This is a genomic window from Gemella haemolysans (assembly GCF_001553035.1).
Taxonomy (GTDB): Bacteria; Bacillota; Bacilli; order Staphylococcales; family Gemellaceae; genus Gemella; species Gemella haemolysans_B.
In genome coordinates this window covers 9,219-26,922 of sequence record NZ_KQ959964.1, presented here as the reverse complement: position 1 = coordinate 26,922, position 17,704 = coordinate 9,219, and the positions used below count along the sequence as shown (strand labels likewise).

At 30.8% G+C, this 17,704-nt stretch carries 18 protein-coding genes; 15 read left to right on the top strand and 3 right to left on the bottom strand.

Annotated features, from left to right (window positions below):
- The first annotated feature begins 148 nt into the window (after nt 1–148).
- The 11 genes from HMPREF3186_RS05500 to HMPREF3186_RS05450 all read left to right on the top strand — a co-directional run bounded on the left by HMPREF3186_RS05500 (nt 149) and on the right by HMPREF3186_RS05450 (nt 9,688).
- Nucleotides 149–1,183 carry a hypothetical protein gene (locus HMPREF3186_RS05500; RefSeq protein ID WP_060914288.1) on the top strand — a complete coding sequence of 345 codons (1,035 nt, stop codon included), beginning with the start codon at nt 149–151 and terminating at the stop codon, nt 1,181–1,183.
- 142 nt (nt 1,184–1,325) lie between these two features.
- Nucleotides 1,326–2,384, top strand: a complete 1,059-nt coding sequence (locus HMPREF3186_RS05495; protein WP_060914287.1) for a PD-(D/E)XK nuclease family protein — start codon at nt 1,326–1,328, stop codon at nt 2,382–2,384.
- Between the two features lie 72 nt (nt 2,385–2,456).
- Nucleotides 2,457–3,146: an alpha/beta hydrolase gene (locus HMPREF3186_RS05490; protein WP_060914286.1), complete on the top strand. Its 690-nt coding sequence runs from the start codon at nt 2,457–2,459 to the stop codon at nt 3,144–3,146.
- Between the two features lie 148 nt (nt 3,147–3,294).
- Nucleotides 3,295–4,056: a nitroreductase family protein gene (locus HMPREF3186_RS05485; RefSeq protein ID WP_060914285.1), complete on the top strand. Its 762-nt coding sequence runs from the start codon at nt 3,295–3,297 to the stop codon at nt 4,054–4,056.
- A 253-nt stretch (nt 4,057–4,309) separates the two neighbouring features.
- A complete protein-coding gene (locus HMPREF3186_RS05480; RefSeq protein ID WP_060914284.1) occupies nt 4,310–4,495 on the top strand; it encodes a type II toxin-antitoxin system HicA family toxin in 186 nt (61 codons plus the stop codon).
- A 41-nt stretch (nt 4,496–4,536) separates the two neighbouring features.
- On the top strand, nt 4,537–4,947 hold the full coding sequence (locus tag HMPREF3186_RS05475; RefSeq protein ID WP_060914283.1) for a type II toxin-antitoxin system HicB family antitoxin: 411 nt from the start codon (nt 4,537–4,539) through the stop codon (nt 4,945–4,947).
- 80 nt (nt 4,948–5,027) lie between these two features.
- Nucleotides 5,028–5,219 (top strand): hypothetical protein, encoded by a 192-nt coding sequence (locus HMPREF3186_RS05470; protein ID WP_060914282.1) that lies wholly within the window; start codon nt 5,028–5,030, stop codon nt 5,217–5,219.
- A 486-nt stretch (nt 5,220–5,705) separates the two neighbouring features.
- Nucleotides 5,706–8,288 (top strand): ATP-dependent chaperone ClpB, encoded by a 2,583-nt coding sequence (clpB, locus tag HMPREF3186_RS05465; RefSeq protein ID WP_060914281.1) that lies wholly within the window; start codon nt 5,706–5,708, stop codon nt 8,286–8,288.
- A 208-nt stretch (nt 8,289–8,496) separates the two neighbouring features.
- Nucleotides 8,497–8,721 (top strand): type II toxin-antitoxin system RelB family antitoxin, encoded by a 225-nt coding sequence (gene relB / locus HMPREF3186_RS05460; RefSeq protein ID WP_060914280.1) that lies wholly within the window; start codon nt 8,497–8,499, stop codon nt 8,719–8,721.
- Nucleotides 8,721–8,984, top strand: coding sequence for a type II toxin-antitoxin system RelE family toxin (locus tag HMPREF3186_RS05455; protein ID WP_060914279.1), 264 nt, complete (start codon nt 8,721–8,723; stop codon nt 8,982–8,984). The genes relB and HMPREF3186_RS05455 overlap by 1 nt, the downstream gene beginning before the upstream one ends.
- A 44-nt stretch (nt 8,985–9,028) precedes the next feature.
- A complete protein-coding gene (locus HMPREF3186_RS05450; RefSeq protein ID WP_060914278.1) occupies nt 9,029–9,688 on the top strand; it encodes an aspartate/glutamate racemase family protein in 660 nt (219 codons plus the stop codon).
- Nucleotides 9,689–9,772: 84 nt separating this feature from the next.
- Here HMPREF3186_RS05450 and HMPREF3186_RS05445 read toward each other — a convergent pair whose 3' ends face one another.
- The 3 genes from HMPREF3186_RS05445 to HMPREF3186_RS05435 all read right to left on the bottom strand — a co-directional run bounded on the left by HMPREF3186_RS05445 (nt 9,773) and on the right by HMPREF3186_RS05435 (nt 12,231).
- The gene (locus HMPREF3186_RS05445; RefSeq protein WP_060914277.1) at nt 9,773–10,594 is read right to left on the bottom strand and encodes a lipoate--protein ligase family protein; all 822 of its coding nucleotides are present in this window, start codon (nt 10,592–10,594) and stop codon (nt 9,773–9,775) included.
- A 172-nt stretch (nt 10,595–10,766) separates the two neighbouring features.
- Nucleotides 10,767–11,816 carry a PTS sugar transporter subunit IIC gene (locus HMPREF3186_RS05440; protein WP_060914276.1) on the bottom strand — a complete coding sequence of 350 codons (1,050 nt, stop codon included), beginning with the start codon at nt 11,814–11,816 and terminating at the stop codon, nt 10,767–10,769.
- Between the two features lie 157 nt (nt 11,817–11,973).
- The gene (locus tag HMPREF3186_RS05435; RefSeq protein WP_060914275.1) at nt 11,974–12,231 is read right to left on the bottom strand and encodes a SemiSWEET family transporter; all 258 of its coding nucleotides are present in this window, start codon (nt 12,229–12,231) and stop codon (nt 11,974–11,976) included.
- 218 nt (nt 12,232–12,449) lie between these two features.
- On the opposite strand from HMPREF3186_RS05435, the gene HMPREF3186_RS05430 reads away from it, so the two are divergent.
- From HMPREF3186_RS05430 to HMPREF3186_RS09175, 4 genes are all read left to right on the top strand, one after another.
- Complete coding sequence (locus HMPREF3186_RS05430; RefSeq protein ID WP_060914274.1) at nt 12,450–13,094, top strand: hypothetical protein; 645 nt, start codon at nt 12,450–12,452, stop codon at nt 13,092–13,094.
- A gap of 389 nt (nt 13,095–13,483) precedes the next feature.
- The gene (gene ileS, locus HMPREF3186_RS05425) at nt 13,484–16,216 is read left to right on the top strand and encodes an isoleucine--tRNA ligase (RefSeq protein WP_060914273.1); all 2,733 of its coding nucleotides are present in this window, start codon (nt 13,484–13,486) and stop codon (nt 16,214–16,216) included.
- A gap of 167 nt (nt 16,217–16,383) precedes the next feature.
- On the top strand, nt 16,384–16,980 hold the full coding sequence (locus HMPREF3186_RS05420; protein ID WP_060914272.1) for a recombinase family protein: 597 nt from the start codon (nt 16,384–16,386) through the stop codon (nt 16,978–16,980).
- A 177-nt stretch (nt 16,981–17,157) separates the two neighbouring features.
- Nucleotides 17,158–17,704: hypothetical protein (locus tag HMPREF3186_RS09175; protein ID WP_197415025.1), on the top strand; the 547-nt coding region annotated here is incomplete at its 3' end.

Here is a 17,704-nt window from a genome sequence, read left to right as displayed (position 1 = left end):
TATTATCAACCGTATTTATTATAGACCCAAAAATATATAGAAGCTATATGATAAATATGTTATAATATAGCTGTACTATACTAGGAATTTTTCTGTAAAATAAATAAAGAAAGTAAGGATAGTATAAAAAAATAAAGAGGTAATAAAGATGAATTTTTATGAAAAATTAGAAAAAACAAGAAGTAAATTTGCTGATGGAGAGCACAATAAATTTACCCTACAAAATTTTATAGAAATGGATAAAATAAACTCTTCAAAATTATCAAAAATAAATGATATAGAAGATGAAGAAATTCAATTAGAAGAAGATTTATTAATTATTGCCTTAAATAGAAATATTAATCGCAGACCAGATTTAAGAAGAATAGCGGTGTGTGTAAAAAGAGAAAGAAATAAATTAGGCGAAGAAATTGAGGAATATAATGTATGGAGAACGTTCACTCGTGGGAATATTTTACGTAAAAGTGGCGATAAAACTTTATATTTAGTAGAGAAAGCAACAAAAGAGTATCTATTCGTTGTAACGAATACTGGTGAAAGACAAATTTTCTCTACTAAAGAGAATTTTAGAAGACCACAGGGAAATAATTTCTCGCAATCAACACTAAGTCAGCAATCGAAGATAATCTTCTTAGAAAAAAATACAGATTCAGAGTATAACGCGAATACAAATCCTGAAAGAAATTTTTATATAAGCTGGGCAGAAAGTCAAAATGAGAAATCAGTCGAAAAAAAAATTATACATGATGAAGAGATTTTAATTTGTATAAAAAATAGAGAAATAAATGATAAAGTATTAGAGTATTTATATTATCTAACTGGTGAAGAAATTTGTCAGTGTTTAGCTGATAATCTTGAAGGATTTATTGATGCGTTATTTATGTTATCGGTTACTTATGGTGATGAGTTTGGAATGGAAATAGTTAATAAAATAGAGGATACATATCAGACTTTTAATCCGAAAATTAGTGATGCTGGGGATTACTGGGATAATTATGCATTGTTTAGTTATTACGTATTAAGATATGCAGATAACAAAAAAGTTAGAAGTTTTATGTTAGATGCTGCAGCTAGAATGTTGAAATATGTGGCTGTAAATAAAGATAGTAAAGTTGCAAAAAAACATATAGAATCTTTAAAAGAATGTGTTAACTGGAAATATATAGTAGGTGTATTTGAATAATTTAAAAACTCGTTGAAGAGATTAACTTCAATGAGTTTTCTTTTTTCTCTATAAAAGGACTGTATTGTAAAAATAATTGATATAATCTGTTATAATAAAACATAACAGATTATATTAATTATCATAGTAAAGGAATTGTTAAATGGGAAATTATAATGAGTTATTAACTCTTAGGAATAAAATAGAAAATACATTGAATTATCAACTTTCACTAAGTAATTTGGAATTATATCACAGCAATCTATTTGCTGTTGTTCTGCAAAAGTCTGAATATATTAATCATAAGTTTTTTAGTAATGTTATAGATATTAATAAAAAATATACGAACTTGAAGGTATACAGAGAAAAAAATTCGATTGATTTAACTATCGAGATTATTGATGAGGATGGACAGACTCATGTAATTTTTATAGAAAATAAGGTTAAGTCTTTACCTGATGAGAATCAATTAATTCGTTATTCTGAAAAAAATTCTAGTGCTAAAGGGATACTTCTTAGTTTAGTTGAACCTGGATTTGATCTTCCTGATAGTTGGTTTAGAAGAAGTTATGTTGAGTTAATTGAGTATTATACTGATTTACTTGGTAAAGTAGATGAGACTTTTAGATTATTCTTAATAGATTATATTGAATATATTAAGAATGTGGAAAAATTTATTGATAAGATAAGTTATGGAAAATCATACTTTTTAGAAAAGTCTAATAATAAAGTACTTGATGGTATGAGATTAAGGTCGGTTATAGAGAAGATTCATTATGCGAATTTACAGAATATGATTTCTGATTTAGGGTATAAAACATACTCTGGTAGAATAAGGGGAGGACATCATTTTGGTATTGATCTTCCTATCAAAGGTACTACGTCATCTTTTGATATTCAAATACAATGGAATCAGTATAGGCATAAGGTTAATTTTTCTCTTGAAGATAAAGCTAAATTAGGTGATTTAGAAAGAATATGTGAAATTATAAAAGAGAAAACTTGTTTGTATCATTTCAATCTAGAGGATAATCCAATTTTAGAAAAATCAGCTTCAAGAAAAAAATGGAAGACATATGATAAAAAAGATTTTTATGATTATGCACTTATAAAGAAACATGTGTCTAGTAAAGAGTTGATTAATTATATAAGAACGGATGTTAGAAAAATTGAAGCACATCTGAAAATTGTTAAAGAAATTATTTTTGAAAATATGGCTTAAGGATAAAATGAATTATTCTATAGGTTGGTAATATATTAGTACATAAAATAATAAACATCATAGGAGAAATTAATGAAACTAAGAAACGAGAAATTTGTCATCGATAATAAGGAATGTATTGGATATATTTCAGAGAATACACAATATTTATTAATACAACCTGTTGATGAACATGATATAGAAGTATTGGATAACGAAGTAGTAGAAATTCAAAAAAATACTGAAAAACAATTCTCCCTTATTGCTTTTAAAATAGAGAATTGGAATAATGAACTTTCTCCTTGGCAAGCACCTCCAGCATTTGGAAATAAATCTCTCGGTTCAGGTGCTACAGATACTTTAGAATTTATTGAAAGTAGATTAATACCAACGGTTAAAGAAAGATATAATCTAGGTGATGAAATTAAATTTATTCTAGGTGGTTATTCTTTGGCAGGTTTATTCAGTCTTTGGAGTGCGTATAAGTCAAATACATTTTCAGGGATTGCTGCAGCTTCTCCTTCTGTTTGGTTTAATGGCTGGGAAGAATTTATGAATAATAATACACCATTAAGTAACACCATTTATCTAAGTTTGGGTGATACTGAAGAGAAAACAAAAAATAAAGTAATGTCTGCTGTTGGAGATAATATTAGAAAACAAGAAGAACTATTAAAAAATGATAATATAAATAAAATATTAGAATGGAATAAAGGTGGTCATTTCAGCAATTCAGATTTACGTGTAGCTAAAGCTTTTGTATGGTGTATTGAAAATATTTAATTAAAACCATTAATTTATTTTAAAATAAAAAAAGAAAGAGTAGATTGTAAATGAGTAGATAGATTTTAATAAAGCCTATTTTCTTTCATTCTATTCTTTTTCACGTTATAATTAAGTTACTATTACTAGAAAATTTCGGAGGTAACATATGAATGAAGTAATTAAAACAATGCTAAATCATCGTACGACTCGTAGTTTTGTAAAAGGAAAAGAATTACCTAAGGAACATCTTGAGCAAATCATCGCTAGTTCTAAACAAGGGTCTAGCTGGATGAATGGTCAACACTATAGTATTATCGTAACTACAGGTGAGACTAAACAACAAATTGCTGATTTAATTCGTGATAAAGCACCTGGTAATGCGGCTCATATCGAGAATTCTGCTGCGTTCTTTCTATATTGTTTAGATTATACTAATATTAAACTATCGTTTGATATTGAAGGTGGAGAGTTTGATATTTCTAATCTATATGAACCATTAATTATCGGTACTTTAGATGTAGGTATTGCGATGCAAAATGCTGCTTTAGCGGCTGAATCTTTAGGATACGGAATTGTTTATTGTGGTGGAGTAAGAGGTTTTGGAGATAAGATTTCTGAATTACTAAATATTCCAGAAAATGCATTGTTCCTATGTGGACTAAGTATCGGTGTTAAAGATGAAGAGTTATCTACGGAAAAAGTTAAACCAAGATTACCAGACGCGGCTAATGTAGGATACAATGAGTTCCCTAAATCAAACGTAGAAGTATTAAAAGAATACCGTCAAACTATGGTAGACTTCGCTGAAGCACGTGAGACAAAAACATGGACTAAGAAATTCGCTGACTTCTATGCACAACCTTCAGGAATAGAAAAAGTAACTAAAGAACTATTAGAAAAAAATGGTTTTGTGAGTGAGAAAGAATAAGAAATAAAGTATATTACCACATATGTATTTTAATAATATATATGTGGTGTTTTTTGATTAAGAAATTACTATAAAGTTAATCTAGTTGAGAAAGTCAAGATTCTAAAGATATGGACTCTTTTTTTAAGAGTGATAAAAGATGTTGAATAAAAATTAAGTAAATTTTTATAAAATAAACTACAAAACATGGACACGTATAAAAGTACGTGTTATAATGTAAATGTAGAGAAAAATTTATTACAAGGAGGTTGGGATGACCAAAAGAGAACTGATAAAACTCTTAAAGAGCAATGGTTTCTATCAGTTGAAAAATCGTGGTAAAGGTAGTCATGAAGCTTGGACTAACGGAACAAGACAAGTTATAGTACCTAAACCGAACGGAACAGATTATCCTGTAGGAACTGCAAACTCGATATTAAAACAAGCAGGGTTGAAATAAGCCCTACTTGTTAATATCGATGTCATCCCGTAAAATGAATTATGACAAGAGGAAATTATACATATATTGCACTGTTTAAAAAAGAAGATGGCGTTTATAATGTGACGGTACCTGATTTAGAGGGGGTTATTACTTTTGGTGAGAGTATCCCTGAGGCTATTGAAATGGCAAAAGATGCATTAGAGGTATGGTTACTGAATGCTGAAGATTATGGGTTTGAGATTAATAAACCTAGATTATTTAATGAGTTACAACATTTAGCAGATGGAGAGGAAGATTTCTTACAGTATGTAACTGTGGATACTGTTTTTGCTAGAAAAAAAGAAGATAACAAAGCAGTTAAGAAAACTTTAACTATTCCAAATTGGTTAAATGAGTTAGCTATTAATAATGAAGTTAATTTTAGTCAAGTTTTACAACAAGCATTAAAGAAAGAATTAAATATAATATAGTAGATTAAGGAAACCTGAATAGTACCTGACTAATTGTTTTTTAGAAATTAGCAATATTTAAAGTGAAAGAGGAGAATAGAATGACTGAATCAAAAACGTCTGAAGCACAAAAGAAAGCGAGTAAGGCTTACTATGAGAAAAATAAAGAACGTTCTTTAATGAATAATAGAAGAACTGCGGCTAGAACATTTGTGAGACGCTATGCAACAAAAGAGGATATGGAAAATTTAATAGAAATTTTTAATAATGAGAATCCTAATGCAAAATTGTAGTTAATGTTTTAGTAAATCGTAAAATTATTGATTGTTTACTTTACAATATAATATATAATCTATGCGTGATTTATTTCACGCTTTTTTTATTGATAGAAAAAAACACCTATGAAACCTCATAAGTGTCTTGCAGAGCAGAAATTAATCTCTCTGAGAAAGTTACTAGTAGAGTATATTTTTTTATATCTCTAAGATAATATTAAGTATAATATATAGTTTAAAGCTTGTCAATATAAGGTTTGTGAGCTTTTTTTCTTTTTTTAAATTTTTTTAAAAAACTATTGTCAAAAAAGGTCAAACATGTTATAATTTATTTAAGGTCAAAAAAGGTCAAAGAGATAAAACTTAAATATATTCCATAAAACCTTTTAGTTTATTGAGTGTTTAGGTATATCTTTTGAGGGTAGTGTCTTTATTGTATTAGAGATACTGATCAATGAATATAAAAACCTCTTGATCTAATAATTTAATCAAAGGAGATTTACAATGGATATTAATAGTTTTACAAATAGTGTGAAAGAAATCTTAGCGAAATCTTCCGAATTTGCAACTGAGAAAAAAAGTCAAAGTATTACGAGTGAGATGTTCTTAAAAGCGGCTCTTACTGGTAGTAATTTATATAGTGATATATTAGGAAGAGTAAATGTTGATAAGGAGAATTTAACTCATGAGTTAGATGACGAGATTGCGAAGGTAAATAGTGTAGAAGGAGATAATATCAATTACGCTAGCTATCTAAGTAATGATTTGAATGCTTTATTAATAGAAGCTAATAAATATAAAGATAAATATGAAGATAAATTTATTTCGTGTGAACATATCGTTCTTGCGAGTTATTTGAAAAATAGTATAGTAAAAAAATATATCGATAAGGTGACTAAATTAAAAGATTTAGTAGCTGTTATCGATAATATCAGAGGAGGTAAAAAAGTTATGAACGAAAATCCAGAAAACAACTACGAAGTTTTAGAGAAATATGGTCGTGATCTTGTAGAAGCCGCACGTAGTGGTAAAATTGATCCTGTGATAGGACGTGATGAAGAAATAAGAAATGTAATTAGAATTTTATCAAGAAAAACAAAAAATAATCCAGTGTTGATAGGGGAACCTGGGGTAGGTAAAACTGCGATTGTTGAAGCACTGGCTCAACGTATTGTACGCGGTGATGTACCTGAAAGTCTTAAAGACAAAACTGTATTCGAACTTGACCTTACTAGTTTAGTCGCAGGAGCTAAATATCGTGGTGAGTTCGAAGAACGACTAAAAGCTGTATTAAAAGAAGTTAAAGAACAAGATGGAAAAATTATTCTATTCATAGATGAAATTCATATGCTTGTTGGTGCTGGTAAAACTGATGGAGCGATGGATGCTGGTAATATCTTAAAACCAATGCTTGCTCGTGGTGAACTACACTGTATCGGTGCTACAACTCTTAATGAATATCGTCAATATATCGAAAAAGATTCTGCATTAGAACGTCGTTTCCAAAAAGTTCTTGTTAATGAGCCTACTGTAGAAGATACAATTTCAATTCTACGTGGTCTTAAAGAAAGATTCGAAGTTTACCACGGTGTGAAAATCTCTGACCGTGCGATTGTAGAGGCTGCGGAATTATCTAATAGATACATTACTGATAGATTCTTACCGGACAAAGCTATCGATTTAATCGATCAAGCTTGTGCAACTATTAAAACTGAAAACTCTTCTAATCCAGCTGAATTAGATACAATCAATCGTAAAGTTATGCAACTTGAGATAGAAGAAAAAGCCCTAAGTGGTGAAAATGATGATGTGTCTAAAAGACGTTTAGAAAACTTAAAAGAAGAATTGGCTAATCTAAAAGAAGAACAAAATAAACTTCAACTTCAAGTTGATAGTGAAAAAGAAAAATTATCAGCTGTTAAAAATCTTCGTGAAAAAATCGATAGAGTTAAAGTTGAATTAGAACAAGCTCAAAATAGTTATGACTTAGAAAAAGCTTCTGAGTTACAATATTCTACTTTACCAAAATTAACTCAAGAGTTAGAAGAATTAGAAGAAAAATCTAAACACGAAGAGTATAAACTTCTAAAACAAGAAGTTACTGAAGATGAGATTGGATTTATCGTAAGTCAAATGACTGGTATTCCAGTAACTCGTCTAGTAGAAACTGAAAAAGAAAAATTATTACATCTAGCTGATACTATTCATGAAAAAGTAATAGGTCAAGATGAAGCTGTAGAGAGTGTAACAAATGCAATCTTACGTTCTCGTGCTGGTATCGCAGATCCTAATAGACCAATCGGTAGCTTCCTATTCTTAGGTCCTACTGGAGTAGGTAAAACTGAGCTTGCTAAAGCATTAGCTCTTAACTTATTCGATGATGAACGTAACATCGTGCGTATCGACATGAGTGAATACATGGAAAAACACTCTGTTAGCCGTTTAATCGGAGCCCCTCCAGGATACATCGGTTATGAAGAAGGTGGTCAACTTACTGAAAGTGTAAGACGTAATCCTTATAGTATTATCTTAATGGACGAAATCGAAAAAGCTCACCCAGATGTGTTCAATATCTTACTTCAACTTCTTGATGAAGGTACACTTACTGACTCTAAAGGTGTAGTAGTAGATTTCAAAAACACAATAATTATCATGACTTCTAACATCGGTTCATTGGAACTATTAGAAGAAGTTAAAGACGGTGTGATTTCTGAAGAAACTCGTAAAAATGTTACTAACCAACTTTACGGATACTTCAAACCAGAAATTCTAAACCGTATGGATGATATAATTATTTTCAAACCATTAACACAAGATAATATTAAAGGAATCGCTAATAAACTTCTTGATGAATTAGTAAGACGTGTTGCAAGTAGAAATATTGAATTAACATATGATGAAAAAGTTTCTGCTTGGGTTGCGACTGCTGGATTCGATATGAAATTCGGTGCTCGTCCACTTAAACGATTCATCCAAAGTCAAATCGAAAACAAACTTTCAGTTGAATTAATCCGTCATGGTATCGAAGATGGAATGGAAATTCACTTAGACTATATAGATGATGAATTGAAAATTGATATAAAATAATATATTTATTTAGCCCATACAGAGAATGATTTGATAAATTCGATTTATCTTAAATCGTAAGTTTTGAGTCACTCTCAAATAACTATAGACCTCAGGAGAAATCTTGGGGTCTTTTTTTGTATTAAATTATAAGTGATTATTGTTGATTACTGTAAGTTTTAGGTGTATAATTGTATTACAAAAGTGACACATTAAGAAGGTGGAAAGAATGACTACTTTAACATTAAGACTAAATAAAGAAGAAGAACAGATTTTTAATTCTATTTCTGGCTTATACGGTGGTAAGCTATCTACTACTATTAAGCAACTTGCACTTGAGAAGATTGAGGATGAGTATGATCTTCAACGTATAAAAGATTTCGAAAGTCGTGAGGAGAAAGATGAAGTAACTCTAATAGAGTTTGATGATTTAAAGAAAGAGTTTGATTTATAATGTACAAAATTGTTTTTGATGAATCGATAAAAAAAGATTTAAAGAAATTAGATAAACAAACTTTAAAGATTATATTTAATTGGATTGAAAAAAATTTGAGTAATACTGATGATCCACGCAGTAAGGGAAAAGCTCTAGTAGGCAATAAAAAAGGTTATTGGAGATATGGAATAGGGGATTATCGGTTAATAACAAGAATAGAAGATGATAGACTTATTATAATCGCTATTAATTTTAAACATCGAAGAGAAGTTTATAATTAAGTGTGATTTTGTAAAAAAATGGATAAGTTGTAGGAGGAATTTTAATGAAAATAGCGGTTATGGCTGGAACACCAATTGATTCGAAATTAGGTGCGGAGTTATTGAATTCATATGGTTATGATGATGTAGTTTTAGTGCCGATTTCTAATAATCCAGTAGAGCAAACTACGTTTCAAGCTTTAGAAGACGAGGAACGTGAAAATATTATTGTAAAAATTATTGAAGAACTAAAGGAGAAAGATTGTGATGCGATTTTTGTTTATTGTAACTCACTTAGTTCGGTTGTCGATTTCAACAGATTGGCAGAAAAAATGAATATTTCTATTATTACTCCTATGCAGATGTATAGAAATCTGGGTCTTGAGTATAAGTATCTGGCTGTAATGGCTGCGAACTCTCATGGTCTTACAGGTGTTGAGAACAATCTTTATGTATCGAATCCGCGTCTACGTGTACTTGGATTATCGATGTTGGAGCTTGTTAAAGCGATTGAAGAGGGCAATAAACCTGAACAAATAGTGGAAGATTTCAACTTCAAGACATTGTTTAATTATTTTGAATTAACAAATGTAGAAGCTGTTGTTCTTGGGTGTACTCATTTTCCTTATATCAAAAAAGAGCTTGAGAAAATTACTAACCTTCATATTATAGATGTCGGTGTCTTTATGATAGAGAGTTTAAAAAATAAAGATAAATTGATTTAAATTAAGGAATAATAAAAAGTGGAATACCTTCAACATAATCTATAAAAATTATGCTGTGAGTATATTCCACTTTTTTATTTTATTTTATTTTCCTTCTAAGTAACTTTCGTTTCTTTCTTTTGCTTGTTCGAAGATTTCGTTGTATTCTTCTACCATTGCTTCTGTGTATTCCCCTTTTTCTAGGTCACAGTCTAAACCATAAAGTACTTTTTCTACTCTCTCAAAAACATCTTCAAGTGTGAATTTTTTATTTAGTAGATTTTCTAGTGTTTCCATACATTCTGGATCAACTTTTGGATACTTGTATCTTACTTCTTGATCATCAATTCCAATTTCATAGAAATCTTTCATGATGTTTGCACGTTTTTGTTGATCACCGAAAATACTTATGTAGATTGAAACTACTACCGCTTCTTTAATCTTTCTTTGAGCAATCCCTGCAAATTTCTTTCCATCTATGCTTAGGTCGTAATCACCTGGACAGTACGAATTTGCAATTTCTACCGCTTTGATTTTGTCAGCACCTTCTGGGAAGATTGCTTTTATAAATGATGTCATAAGTTCATAACCTTCATTAATAGAAAAGTTATCTTTAGGTTTATTCATAACGATTGATAAGTTCAGTATTCCTTTGTCTGAAATTATCCCAAGACCACCGATATTTCTTACTGCTGGAATTATATTATTTCTATAAAATGCAAATAATGCCTGTTCAAAGTATGGTACGCGTGTATCTGGTGCACCGATTATTGCAGAGTTTGGTAATGTATATAAATGTAATATACAATCATCACTATTAGATACTGTGCGTAAGAACATTTCATCAGTAGCAATAGGGATTAAGGGATTTACAATATTTAAAGTTTTATAAACATTAAATTTTCTATTTCGAATAAGATCTAGCATAGCTACTCCTTTAACATGTCGATAATATTTTATATCTTAAAAATTAATACTTTATAATTATAAGTTATGCGACTAATTTATGCAAGGTTTTAATGAATTACATATTATAAAAAAAGTGACTCGAACATCGTGATTTTAAGAAATCAATTTTGTCGAGTCACATCCGTGTATATTATAAGTTAAGTTTGTAATCTTCTGGTTTAATAATCGGTAAAATCTTCGTGAATAATTTTACGAAGAAGAAACCAGAAACTACAGGAATTACTACGAAGACGATAGCTGCTTTTAATATTTCTAAAGCACTTCCGTCAGTAGTTGCAAGGTGGGCTAATGGTCCAACTAGACCACTGAATCCAAACCCGGCACTCATTGGTGTTCCTTGGATATTTAATATTGCAGCGAAAACTCCAGAGACAGCTGCGCTACAAAGAACTGGTAGCATGATTTTTGGCTTGGCAAAAATATTTGCCATAGAAATCTTCGGTGAACCGATAAAGTGTGCGAAGCAAACTCCTTTAGAGTTAACAGCCCAACCTGCGATTGCAAGTGTAAATCCACATGCACAAATTCCTAGGTTTGCAGCACCTGAGGCAATACCTTCTATATTAATTGCTAGAGCAACTCCAACTGATGTAATAGGAGAGACTACTAGACAAGCGAAAATCATCGCAATTAGAATAGTAAGGATAATCGGTTGTAGAGTAAGTAAATGTTTAATTCCATCTCCAAGTAATTTTGTTGCACCTGAGAAAAATGGAAGTGTGAATCTACCGATACCTCCGATAATTACCAATGTAAGTGGTGGTAGTATAATTACTGCATAGTTTTTAGCTTTATCTCCGATTAGCAGTATAAAAGCTGTAGCTAGTGCAGCTGTGAAAATCATCGTTACGATATCTCCAGAACCTTTTAGCATAAGTCCTGTCTTATCTGGTGTTGGTATTATTGACCCACCAGCAAATAATGTAGCTAATCCAATTGAAACACTCTGTACGGGTGTGAATTTAAAGAATAATCCGATTATTATTCCTGAAGCTAATCCTATCATGGCATTGGAAATAGTTATTGATAATGATAAAAACGCAAGTGATGGATATAGCTTTCCTATATATTTAAGCAATTCACCAAGTAAGGCACCTGGTACTAAACATAGGACAGTTCCTAATGCGATACCATTAAGGACGTTCATAGTGAAATTTTTAATAGTAATTTTTTCTTTCATAAACATCATCTCCTTTATGTATTCGTAACCTAAAAATGTTACTAATTATTATAACGTAAAATATATATTTTGTACATTAAAATTTACTAGTTTTGAAATAATAAATTAGGAATAAATTAAAAAAACTGACTTAAAAAAAGCCAGTTTATTAATAATATTATAGAGCTGTAAATGCAGCTGTAAATCCAAAAATTATGCCTGGTGAGTTGGCTATAACTATTGGCCAATCACGTTTTTCTCCTAGTAGACCATAAAGTACCCAAAGAGTACAGTTTATTCCTGCAACGAAAGGTTGAATAAAGTCTCCTTTATGACCGTGTATATTTCCTGAAATTTGTGGTATATATGATATATACATTAGCATAGCTGTGAATGTTGCTACCCAACTAAGTATTTTAAAAAATTTTGTATTCATAATTATCCTTCTCCTTTCAAAGTATTGAAATATACTAACATATATTAAAGGATATTTCAAGTGAACTTATTAAATATTATAATTGAAAAGGATTTAAATTAAATATAATCATGAAGTGATATATATATTTATAGAGAAAATAGTTAGTTTAGTTTGATTTGTATAGTTCGGCATATTATAGTATAATGTAATTTAAAATAACTAAGGAGTTTTACAAGATGAAAGCTTTAAGAAAACTACTATCGCTATTAATAGTATTAGCTCTTTTTGGTGGTGGTATTACATATGCCTTAACACCAGATAATAACATTAAAAATTCAGAAAAACTAGCAAATGTTAAAGCCTCAACTACATTAGAAGATTTGAATGGAGACTTTCTTTCTAATATTAGTTATGCTAATTCAAAAGTGTCTACGTCACTAAAAATTGATAATGATACATTTTTATCAATTTTTAAAAACGCAGTTGAAAAAGATTCAGAATTATTAAATGGAAGTTATAAATTAGTTGGAAATCATATTGAAGCGAAGTTACCGGTTAAACTAGGACTTTGGGATACTATGATCAATACTAATGTTAAAGTAGTAGGTGCAAATAATTCTGTGGACTTAGTTCTAGAAGATGCTAAAATTGGTAAAGTGCCTATACCTGATTTTGCTTTGGAAAAATATTTGAAAGAAGCACTAACAGGGACTGGAGTTGGAGTGAATGGTAATACAATTAAAATTAAATCACTAGATGTTCCGGTTATGATTGACAATGTGGAAGTCTCAGATGGAAATGTTAATGTGACTGCCTCACTAACACAAAAACAAATCTTACAATATGGCTCTGAAGCTATAAAAAATTATTTTAGAGGATAAAAAATATATTAAGACTTTAGAAAACTCTATAGAAGAAAGAGAAGATTATTCATGTCTCATTCACATATTGTTTTACTAAAGTCTTTTTATAAATTTAAAAATGTTTTCAGAAAATTTTATGTTAAATTCACATAAAATGCTTGAAACTTTATTCTTAATGTAATATAATAAACATATCGTAAATAAAGACAAGACATCTATGTGGAGTTTTAGAGAGAAACTGGTTGGTGAAAAGTTTTATAGAAGCATAGGAGTTATCACTTTATTGTGTAATAATTTTAAATAGAACAAACAAGTGCTCTTGGTAGGAGTTAAAAGAGGTGGTACCGTGGATACATTTCGCCCTCTATAACTTTTACTAAGAGTTTTTTATTTTGAAAGGAGATAAAATGGTAGAATTAAAAGATACATTATTAATGCCAAATACGAAGTTTCCAATGCGTGGAAATCTTCCAAATAAAGAGCCTCAATTCCTACAACGCTGGGAAGAAATGGACTTATACAACAAAATTTTAGAAAAAAATGCTGGGAAACCTTCATATGTACTTCACGATGGACCTCCATATGCGAATGGTAATATCCACATTGGACACGCATTAAACAAAATCTTAAAAGACTTTATCGTTAAATATAAAAACATGAATGGTTTTGTTTCACCATACGTTCCAGGTTGGGATACTCACGGTCTTCCAATCGAGCAAGTATTAGTAAATAATGGTGTTGATAGAAAATCTATGCCAGCTAATAAATTTAGAAACAAATGTAAAGATTATGCTTTAAAACAAGTTGATAAACAACGTGCTGACTTCAAAAAACTTGGAGTACTAGGAGATTGGGATAACCCATACTTAACTTTAGATCCAAAATTTGAAGCTGAACAAATCCGTGTATTCGGTAAAATGGTAGACAAAGGATATATCTATAAAGGATTAAAACCTATTTATTGGTCACCATCTTCAGAGTCTGCTTTAGCTGAAGCTGAAATCGAGTACCATGATCATACTTCACCATCTATCTATGTTGCATTCGACCTAGTTAGTGAAAATGGTGCTGTTGAAAAAGGAACTAAGTTTGTTATCTGGACAACTACTCCTTGGACATTACCTGCGAACTTAGGTATTGCTGTTCACCCAGATTTCGAATACCAAGTTGTTAAATACAATGGTGAGAGCTATTTAGTTGCTAAAGAAAGAGTAGCATTCTTAGCTGAAAAATTCGGTTGGGAAAACTACGAAACAGGCGAAGTATTAGTAGGTAAAGATTTAGAATACTTACTATGTAAACACCCATTCTTAGACAGAACATCTACATTAATCTTAGCTGATTATGTAACACTTGATTCAGGGACTGGTTTAGTTCATACAGCTCCTGGACACGGGGTTGATGACTATCTTGTTGGTCAATTACAATACAAACTTGGAGTATTATCACCAGTTGACAACCAAGGTGTTCTTACAGAAGAAGCTGGACAATTCGCTGGTAAATTCGTATTCGATGCGAACAAAGACATTATTGCTCACTTAGATGAAACTGGAGCATTATTAAAACAAGAAGATATTACTCACTCATACCCACATGACTGGAGAAGTAAAAAACCAATTATCTTCAGAGCTACACCACAATGGTTCTGTTCTGTAGATGCATTCCGTTCTGAATTATTAGAAGCTGTAGATAACACTAAATTCTACAGTGAGTGGGGTAAACCAAGATTATATAACATGATTCGTGACCGTGGTGACTGGGTAATCAGTCGTCAACGTGTTTGGGGTGTACCAATTCCTGTATTCTACGCTGAAAACGGAGAAGCTATCCTTGATATCGAATTAATCGAACACGTAGCGAAAATCTTCGAAGAAGAGGGATCAAACGTTTGGTTCTACAAAGACGCTAAGGAATTATTACCAGAAGGATATACTCACCCAGGAAGTCCAAACGGTGAATTCACTAAAGAAATGGACATCATGGATGTTTGGTTTGACTCTGGAACATCTCACCAAGGATGCTGTGCAATCCGCGAAGATTTAACATACCCAGCTGACTTATATCTAGAAGGAAGTGACCAATACCGTGGATGGTTCAACTCTTCACTTATCACTTCTGTAGCGGTATCTGGAGTAGCTCCATATAAAGAATTAGTATCTGCTGGATTCGTTATGGACGGTAATGGTAACAAGATGAGTAAATCATTAGGTAACGTTATTTCTCCTAATGATGTAGGTAAAGAATTAGGTGCTGAGATTATCCGTCTATGGTCTGCAAGTGTTGACTATACTCAAGACGTTCGTATCTCTAAAGATATCTTAAAACAAGTTTCTGAAACATACAGAAAAATCAGAAATACTTTCCGTTTCTTACTAGGAAACTTATACAACGGAAGCTTCAATAACAAAACTGATTTAGTTGCGTATGAAAACCTTGAGGAACTAGATAAATACATGGTTCTTAAATTCGAAAAAGTTGTAGCAAAAGTATTAGACTACTATGAAAACTACCAATTCAACAGTATTACTACTGAACTAATCAACTTCTTTAACGTTGAATTATCTTCATTCTATCTTGACTACGGTAAAGATATCCTTTACATCGAAGGTGAAGATTCTCACAAACGTCAAAGTATGTTAACAGTTCTTTACACAGTATTAAGTAAATCTGTTAGATTACTTGCTCCAATTCTTTCATTCACAGCTGAAGAAGTATATGACAATATGCCATACGAAGATGCTGAGTCTGTACACTTAACTGACTTCCCAGCTAAAAACGTAATTGAAGACGCTGCTTTAGAAGCTAAATGGGATAAACTTCTAGAAGTTCGTGATGATGTGAATAAAGCATTAGAAGAAAGCCGTAATGAAAAAGTTATCGGTAAATCTCTAGAAGCTGCTGTTGAAGTATACAGCAATGATGCAGAAGTAGTTGAGTTATTAAACTCTGTTGTTAACTTAAACCAATTCTTCATCGTAAGTAAAGTAGAGGTTAAAGAAAATGATGGTGTATCTTATGATCTTGCTACTGTTAAAGTAACAAAAGCTGAAGGGCACCGTTGTGAACGTTGTTGGAACATCGTTGATGAAGTAAACGAAGAAGGTTTATGCCCACGTTGTGCTAGCATCTTAAATAAATAATTTTTAAAAACTCAAATTAACTCAGATTAATTTGAGTTTTTCTTTATGATACCAAAGATAAAGTTTTTAAGAAATATAATTGTCAGTTAATGTTTAGACTAAGAAATAGTTTTCTTTTTTTTTAGGTAAGTTGTAAAATGAAAATAAAAAGATAGGTGGGATTATTTATGCGTTATGGTTATATACGAGTATCGACAAAAGAACAAAATATAGATAGACAACTGACTGCATTATCATTAGAAAATATTTCAAAAGAACAAATTTTTATAGACAGAGCTTCAGGGAAAAATTTTAATCGAATTGAATATCAACGTTTATTAACAATTTTGCAAGAAGATGATGACTTGGTAATTAAATCTATTGATAGATTAGGTCGAAATTACGATGATATTTTAGAACAGTGGAAATTACTTACAAAAGTTAAGAAGGTTCATCTTGTTGTTTTAGATTTCCCTTTGTTGAATACTAGAAATAATATTGATACTATAACAGGAAAACTTATTTCGGATTTAGTTTTACAAGTTCTTTCATACGTATCGCAGATGGAACGAGAACAAATCAAACAACGACAGATGGAAGGGATACATGAGGCTAAAAAGCGAGGAAAAAGATTCGGGCGTCCTCAAATAAAAATACCAGATGAATTTTTGGTTGCTGTAGAAAGTTATAAACGTAACATGTTAACTATAAGAGAGGGAGCAAAGTTATTCGGAGTTTCAAAAAGTACATTTCATAATTGGTTAAAAAGAGTGGAAAAATCGTAAATAAATGTAGACTTTTTTAGACAGACATTGGATATATAATTTGTTACATTCAATGTCTGTCTAAATGCATATTACTTCATTGAATATTTCTTAGTTGTTATTTTATCAAATTTGTCCAAAAAAGTCTGCTTTTTTGGACAAAAACACTATTTCAAAAATACTAGGAGGAAATTTCAAATGAAATCAAAAAAAAATAAATCAATTAAACTTTTAGCACTCTCTACTGCGGTATGTACAGCTATTGGAGCTACTTCAGTTCTAACTTCAGTTGATGCTTTTGCATCTTCAATAACTCAGGAATCTGGTAATGATACTAGAGGGAAATTAGAAATTGTTACAAATCCATTTAAAACTTTTGAAGATGCTAAGGACTTCTTAGATAATACGTTGAAATCAATTTTAACTGATCAGGCTTATCGAACTTCAATTGTTCCATCAGATTTTCCAAATATTGAAAAGGGGTATGTTCTTATAACGGTTTTATCGTATAATTCTGAAACATTTTCAAAATCGGAAGCGGAAGCATTAGCTAATAAAGTAATAGCTGTAGCTGATGTTACAATTACTGGAAATAATCTATCAGGAACAATAAAGCCAAAAGAAGAAGGTAACACACCATCAGGAACAATAAAGCCAAAAGAAGAAGGTAACGCACTATCAGGAACAATAAAGCCAAAAGAAGAAAGTAATGTACCATCAGGAACAATAAAGCCAAAAGAAGAAG